We start from the raw sequence: 7,010 nt of genomic DNA on the forward strand, positions 1-7,010 counted from the left end.
ACCCCAACCCCTCCCCTGAAGGGGAGGGGCTTGAGAAAAGAGTCTCGGCAATGACAACCATGACAAAATCCGACCTTTGGACCCGCGTGGGATCGGCGATCGTCCTGTTCGCGATCGCGGGCACCGCGCTGTGGTTCGGCGGAATCGCCTTTGGCCTGCTGCTGCTCGTCGGCGGCGCGCTGGTCGTCGTCGAATGGCTGGCGCTCGTCCGCGCGATGACGCTGGGCGGCGGCGCGAAGGGCGCGCTGATGCTGCTCGGGCCGCTCGCGATCCTTGGTGCGATGGCGGGGCTGTGGTTCATCCGCGACCATCTGGGCATGACCGCCGCGCTCTGGGTGTTCGGCATGGTGTGGGCGACCGATATCGGCGCCTATTTCGCCGGCCGCGCTTTCGGCGGCGCGCGTCTTGCGCCTGCGATCAGCCCGTCGAAGACCTGGTCGGGGCTGATCGGCGGCATGGTCGCCGCGCTCATCGCCAGCGCGACGATCGGCGATCGCGCCGGTATCATCGGCGTGCCGCTGTGGATCGGCCTGTTCATGGGGTTGCTCGCGCAATTGGGCGATCTCGGCGAAAGCTGGATGAAGCGCCGCGCCGGGGTCAAGGATTCGGGCAAGCTGATCCCCGGCCATGGCGGGCTGTTCGACCGCGTCGATGGGCTGCTGCCGGTGGCGCTGCTGCTCGGCGCGCTGGCTTTCATGGGCGATATCGCCGTGCGGGCGGCCGGCTGATCATGCGCCGCCTCTCGCTCTTCGGCGCGACGGGGTCGGTCGGGCAATCGACCCTCGACCTCGTGCGCCGCGATGGCGAGGCGTGGCGGGTGAGTGTGCTGACTGCGAACAGCGACGTCGGCGAGCTGGCGCGTCTCGCGCTCGAATTTCGGCCCGAGCTCGTCGTGATTGCCGACGAAGCGCGCCATGCCGAGCTCAGGGAAGCGCTCGCGGGCACGAATATCGGGGTCGCGGCGGGGGCCGAGGCGCTCGTCGCGGCGGCGCGGCATCCGACCGATCTGGTGATGGCGGCGATCGTCGGCACCGCCGGCCTCGCGCCGACGATGGCGGCGCTCGAGGCGGGCGTCGACGTCGCGCTCGCCAACAAGGAAGCGCTGGTCTCCTCGGGCGAACTGATGACCGCGGCGGCGCGCAAATCGGGCGCGACGATCCTGCCGGTCGACAGCGAGCATAATGCGATCTTCCAGTGCCTCGCGGGCGGGCGGATCGAGCAGGTGCGCCGGATCATCTTGACCGCCAGCGGCGGCCCGTTCCGCACGATGAGCGCCGAGGCGATGGCGCATGTCACCCCCGCGCAGGCGGTCGCGCATCCCAACTGGTCGATGGGCGCGAAGATCAGCGTCGATTCGGCGACGATGATGAACAAGGGGCTCGAACTCATCGAGGCGCATCATCTGTTCCCCGTCGGGCTCGACCGCATCGAGATTCTCGTTCACCCGCAATCGGTGATCCACAGCCTCGTCGAATATGTCGATTGCTCGACGCTGGCGCAATTGGGCTCGCCCGACATGCGCATCCCGATCAGCAGCGCGCTCGCCTGGCCGCAGCGGATGGCGACGCCCTGCGCCCCGCTTGACCTCGCATCCATCGCGCGGCTCGACTTCGAGGCGCCCGACGAGGTGCGCTTTCCTGCCACCGCGCTCTGCCGCGCCGCCATCGCCGAGGGCGGCGCGCGCCCGGCGCAGCTCAATGCCGCCAACGAGGTGGCGGTCGCCGCTTTCCTCGCGGGGCGCATCTCCTTCCCGGCGATCGTCGATACGGTGCGCCGCGTGATCGATGCCGACGCGCCCGCGGTGCCCGCCTCGCTTCAGGACATATTCAGCGTCGATGCCGCATCGCGCGCGGCCGCGCAGCATTTTGTGGACCGATACGAACATGCATGACGTGCCCCTGTGGCTGTATTTTGTGGGCTTCCTGCTCGTGCTCGGGCCGCTGGTCTTCGTGCACGAATATGGTCATTACATCGTCGGCCGCTGGTGCGGGGTGAAGGCCGATGCCTTCTCGATCGGCTTCGGGCGCCGGATCGTCGGCTGGACCGACAGGCGCGGCACCGAATGGAAGATCGGCTGGCTGCCGCTCGGCGGCTATGTTCAGTTCGCGGGCGACCGCGATGCGGTGAGCCAGCCCGATGCGGGCTGGCAGACGCTTCCCACCGAAGAGCGATCGCACACCTTCCCGGCGCAACCTGTGTGGAAACGCGCCTTGATCGTCCTTGCGGGGCCGCTCACCAACTTGCTGTTCGCGATCCTGGTTTTCGCGGGTTTCTTCATGGTTTATGGCGCCCCGGCGCTTCCGCCCGTTATCGGTGGGGTGCAGGCGGGAAGCGCGGCGGAGGCTGCGGGACTTCACGTCGGCGACCGCATCGCGCGGATCGACGGGCAGGCCATCGAAGGCTTCGATGCGATACCGAATATGGTCGCCTATGACCTCGGCCGGCCGGCCGTGATCGAGGTGGAGCGCGGCGGCGATCGGTTCACCGTCACGCTGAAGCCGCGGATCACGACGATAACCGATGATTTCGGCAACAAGGCCGACATGGCGATCATCGGCATCCGGTCGGGGCCGATCACCCACACGCCCGTGGGGCCTTTGGCGGCGGTTCAGGCAAGCGCGGCACAGACCTGGGACATCATGCGCCTGACGGGTAAAGCCCTGGGCCAGTTCCTCACCGGGCAGCGTTCGGTCAAGGAAATGGGCGGCCCCCTGCGAATCGCGAAGCAATCGGGCGAGCAGGCGTCGCTCGGGCCGACGGCGCTGATCTGGTTCATCGCCTTCGTGTCCATCAATCTGGGGTTCATAAATCTGTTGCCATTGCCGATGCTCGATGGCGGCCATCTGCTTTTCTATGTCTATGAGGCGATCCGGCGCCGTCCTGCACCCGCCGAGGCGCAGGAATGGGCGTTCCGATTCGGTTTCGTGGCGATCGTGACGCTGATGCTGGTCGTGACTTTCAACGATTTGGGCTCAATCGGGGTGTGGGACCGGATCGCGCGCTTGATTGGATAAGCGGACTGGGGCAGGAGTGCGCGCGGACCTGTGGGCAAGCGGGTTTGTCGCTTTTGAGTTATTTTTGCGGGATGAACAGCGTGGCTTCACAAAAAATCCGGGCGCGGACCCAGCTATCGGCGCTTCTTATGGCGGGAACCATGCTCGCATGGCCGTCAGCGGCGCTCCACGCACAGGAAGCCGCGCCGCCCACCGTGCCCGCGCCGAACGTCCCCGCGCCCACGGGTGAGGCGGTTCCGACCGCGACGACCGTGAAGTCGATCACCGTCACCGGCAACCAGCGGCTCGAGGCGCAGACGATCCTGTCGTATCTGCGCCTGCGCGTCGGCCAGCCCTATACCCGCGCGACGCTCGACCAGGCGCTCAAGGACCTCGCGGCGACCGAATTGTTCAAGGATTATCAGATCAGCGACGAAGACGGCGCGCTGACGATCCAGGTGGCCGAGAATCCGGTGATCAACCGCGTCATCCTGGAAGGCAACAAGCGCCTGAAGGAAGACAAGATCCGCCCCGAGATCAAGCTCGCGCCGCGCCAGATCTTCACGCGCTCGAAGGTTCGCGCCGACGTTGCGCGCATCATCGAACTCTACAAGCGCCAGGGCCGCTTCGCCGCGACCGTCGAGCCGAAGATGGTTTCGCTCGACCAGAACCGCGTCGATGTGGTGTTCGAGATCAACGAAGGACCGAAGTCGAAGGTCCGCCAGATCAACATCATCGGCAATGAGAAGTTCAGCGATGGCGACCTCAAGGACGAGATGGCGACCAAGGAGTCGGGCCTGCTGACGATCCTGTCGTCGAACACCAGCTACGACCCCGATCGTCTGGCCTATGACCAGCAGAAGCTGCGTCTCTTTTACCTGCAGAACGGCTATGCCGACTTCCGCGTCATCTCCGCCGTTGCCGAGCTGACGAGCAACAAGCAGGATTTCATCATCACCTATGTCGTCGAGGAGGGCGAGCGCTACAAGTTCGGCGACGTCAGCGTGAAGAGCGAATTGCGCGACTTCAAGCCCGAGATGCTGCAAAAGCTGCTGCCGATGCACACCGGCGACTGGTATAACGCCAAGCAGGTCGAGGATACGGTCGAAAGCCTGAGCGAAACCGCCGGCCTGTTCGGCTACGCCTTTGCCGACATCAATCCCGAATTTCACCGCAACGCCGAAACGCGGACGATGGATATTTCGTTCGACGTCGGCGAAAGCCCGCGCACTTATGTGGAGCGCATCGACGTCAACGGCAACACGCTGACCCACGACAAGGTGGTGCGCCGCGAATTTCGCCTGAACGAAGGCGACGCCTTCAACAGCTTCGGCGTCAAGCGTACCGAAAACCGCCTCAACAGCCTCGGCTATTTCCAGGAGAATCTGGAGATCGACCGCAAGGAAGGCTCGACCCCCGACCGCATCATCCTGGAGACCAACGTCGAGGAAAAGCCGACGGGCGAACTGTCGCTGTCGGCCGGCTTCTCGTCGATCGAGAATTTCCTGCTTCAGGGTTCGATCCGCCAGCGCAACTTCCGCGGCCTCGGCCAGCAGCTTCAGGCGTCGGTCAACTATTCGAGCTATTCCAAATCGATCGAACTCGGCTTTACCGAACCCTATCTGTTCGACCGCAATATCTCGATCGGCGGCAGCGTCTATCGTCGCGATCTGAACTCGTTCAACTTCATCAACAACGACCGCCGGACGACGTTCCAGCAGGTGACGACCGGCGCGCAGATCAACGTCGGCGTGCCGCTGACCGAGTTCATGTCCTTCTTCGGCCGTTACACGATCAACTTCGACGATGTGTCGCTCGACAAGAATCTCTATTATTTCGGCGGTCAATGCGATCCGCTCGTCGCCGGCCGCTATTTGTGCGACGCGATCGGCAAGCGCACGACCTCGCTGCTCGGTTACACGCTCGCCTATGACGACCGCGACAACCGCCTGCGTCCGACGCGCGGCCAGTCGCTGTCCTTGAGCCAGGATTTCGCCGGGCTCGGCGGCAGCGTCAAATATGCCCGCACCCGCGTTCAGGGCAGCAAGCATTTCAACCTCGGCAACCGCTTCATCCTCAATGTCTCGGCCGAGGGTGGCTATATCTATCCGTTCGGCGGGCGTCCGACCCCGACCAGCGACAAGGTCCGTCTCGTCGATCGCTTCCAGCTCGGCGAGCCGCAGATGCGCGGTTTCGACATTCGCGGTATCGGCCCGCGCGTCATCCGCTTCACCGACGTCGATCTGACCGATCCGGCGAATCCGGTGCTCAACGCGGACCTCAAGAACCGCAACAATCTGATCGATGATGCGCTCGGCGGGCGGGCCTATTATCAGGGCCGGCTCGAGATGGACATTCCGCTCGGCACCGGCGCCAAGGAACTCGGCCTGCGCCCGTCGATCTTCCTCGACGTCGGGTCGGTGTGGAGCGTGAAGCGCCCGACGCTGACGACGCTCGCCGATTTCAAGGATCCCTCGGACGGTCTGACCAAATATAAGTGCCGCAATCCAACGACTGGCGACGTCAAATTCGCGACGCTGGCGACGGGCAGCACGACGTCTTATTCGAACTGCGCCACCTTCGGCACCGGCTATTCCGCGCTCGCGCCGTTCGAGGAACGCTTTTATGGCGATAGCTGGATGCCGCGCGTCGCGATCGGCGCCGGCGTCAACTGGAACTCTCCCTTCGGCCCCTTCCGGATCGATTTCGCTTATGCCCTCCGCAAAGAAGAGGGTGACGATACCAAACGCTTCTCATTCAACGTAGGAACCCAATTCTGATGAAGAAAATTTTTACCGCTTCGGCGCTTGCTATCGCCGCGCTGTCGGTTTCGCCCATGCTTGCCGCGCCCGCGGCGGCGCAGGCCCGCTCGACCGCGGTCGCCGACGTGCGCGCTGCCGCTGCCAAGTCGAACGCCTTCACGGTCGCCTCGCAGCAGATCCAGACGACCTACAAGGCGCAGATCGACCAGCAGGAAACCCGCGGCCAGACGCTGCAGGCCGAAATGAACGTGCTGATCGCCAAATATAATGAAGAGGCGAAGAAGAGCCCGCAGAACCAGACCGCGCTGCAGGCCGCTGCGAAGGCGGTGCAGGACAAGCGCACCGCCGCGCAGGAAGAGCTGGGCAAGATCGGCGAGCCTGTCGAACTCGCGCTCGCCTATGTCGAGGATCAGATCAGCGTTCGCATGAACGAGGCGATCAAGGCCGCGATGACCGCGAAGAAGGTCGATCTGCTGCTGCAACCCGACGCCGTGCTGGCGCGCGAGAATAATGTCGACATCACCGATGCGGTGGTCGTCGAGCTCAACAAGATCCTGCCGAGCGTGACGATCACCCCGCCGGCCGGCTACAAGCCCGGCCAGCTCGTCCAGCAGCGCAACCAGCAGCTGATGGACGCGGCGCGCGCCGCGCAGCCGGGCGCCGCCACGCCGGCCGCCGGCACTCCGCCGACGACGCGCTAAGCCCTATGGCTGACGGGGAAATGGGCGAAGCGCTGGGCCCGGCGGACATCCGCCGGGTCCTCAGCCTCCTGCCGCATCGCTATCCGATGCTGCTCGTCGACCGGGTGGAATCGATGGTCCGGGACCAGTCGATCCACGCGGTCAAGGCGGTGACGATGAACGAGCCCTTCTTTCAGGGCCATTTCCCCGGCCGCCCGATCATGCCCGGCGTCCTCATCGTCGAGGCGCTGGCGCAGGCGGGCGGCGTGCTCGCGATCGAATCGCTCGGCCTCGCGGGCTCGGGCAAGCTCGTCTATTTCATGGGCATCGACGGCGTGAAGTTCCGCAAGCCCGTGGAACCCGGCCATCTGCTCGACCTCCACGTCACCATCCTTCAGGCGAAGCGGAACATCTGCAAGTTCGAGGGACGGGCGATGCTGGGCGATCAACTGGCGACCGAATGCCAGTTCACCGCGATGATCGCCGATCCGCCGGCGGATTGAGGTCCGACAGAGGTTCGCCGTCACCCCGGACTTGATCCGGGGTCCCGCTCAGCGACGCTTGAAAAGCGGGAC

The 7,010-nt window shown here is 64.9% G+C and carries 6 protein-coding genes; all 6 read left to right on the forward strand.

The window, feature by feature from the left end; genetic code table 11:
• Positions 1 to 59: 59 nt before the first annotated feature.
• The 6 genes from OJI97_RS10175 to fabZ all read left to right on the forward strand — a co-directional run bounded on the left by OJI97_RS10175 (position 60) and on the right by fabZ (position 6,938).
• Positions 60 to 728, forward strand: coding sequence for a phosphatidate cytidylyltransferase (locus OJI97_RS10175; protein WP_297663165.1), 669 nt, complete (start codon positions 60 to 62; stop codon positions 726 to 728).
• Between the two features lie 2 nt (positions 729 to 730).
• Complete coding sequence (locus OJI97_RS10180) at positions 731 to 1,891, forward strand: 1-deoxy-D-xylulose-5-phosphate reductoisomerase (RefSeq protein ID WP_297663167.1); 1,161 nt, start codon at positions 731 to 733, stop codon at positions 1,889 to 1,891.
• The gene (gene rseP / locus OJI97_RS10185; RefSeq protein ID WP_297663169.1) at positions 1,884 to 3,014 is read left to right on the forward strand and encodes an RIP metalloprotease RseP; all 1,131 of its coding nucleotides are present in this window, start codon (positions 1,884 to 1,886) and stop codon (positions 3,012 to 3,014) included. Before OJI97_RS10180 ends, rseP begins: the two co-directional genes overlap by 8 nt.
• 71 nt (positions 3,015 to 3,085) lie before the next feature.
• Positions 3,086 to 5,773, forward strand: a complete 2,688-nt coding sequence (gene bamA / locus OJI97_RS10190) for an outer membrane protein assembly factor BamA (protein WP_297663171.1) — start codon at positions 3,086 to 3,088, stop codon at positions 5,771 to 5,773.
• The gene (locus tag OJI97_RS10195) at positions 5,773 to 6,456 is read left to right on the forward strand and encodes an OmpH family outer membrane protein (protein ID WP_297663173.1); all 684 of its coding nucleotides are present in this window, start codon (positions 5,773 to 5,775) and stop codon (positions 6,454 to 6,456) included. The genes bamA and OJI97_RS10195 overlap by 1 nt, the downstream gene beginning before the upstream one ends.
• A gap of 5 nt (positions 6,457 to 6,461) precedes the next feature.
• Positions 6,462 to 6,938 carry a 3-hydroxyacyl-ACP dehydratase FabZ gene (fabZ, locus tag OJI97_RS10200; RefSeq protein ID WP_297663175.1) on the forward strand — a complete coding sequence of 159 codons (477 nt, stop codon included), beginning with the start codon at positions 6,462 to 6,464 and terminating at the stop codon, positions 6,936 to 6,938.
• Positions 6,939 to 7,010 lie beyond the last annotated feature (72 nt).

Origin of the sequence: Sphingopyxis sp. (assembly GCF_025869345.1) — a bacterium.
In the GTDB taxonomy this organism is placed as follows: Bacteria; Pseudomonadota; Alphaproteobacteria; order Sphingomonadales; family Sphingomonadaceae; genus Sphingopyxis.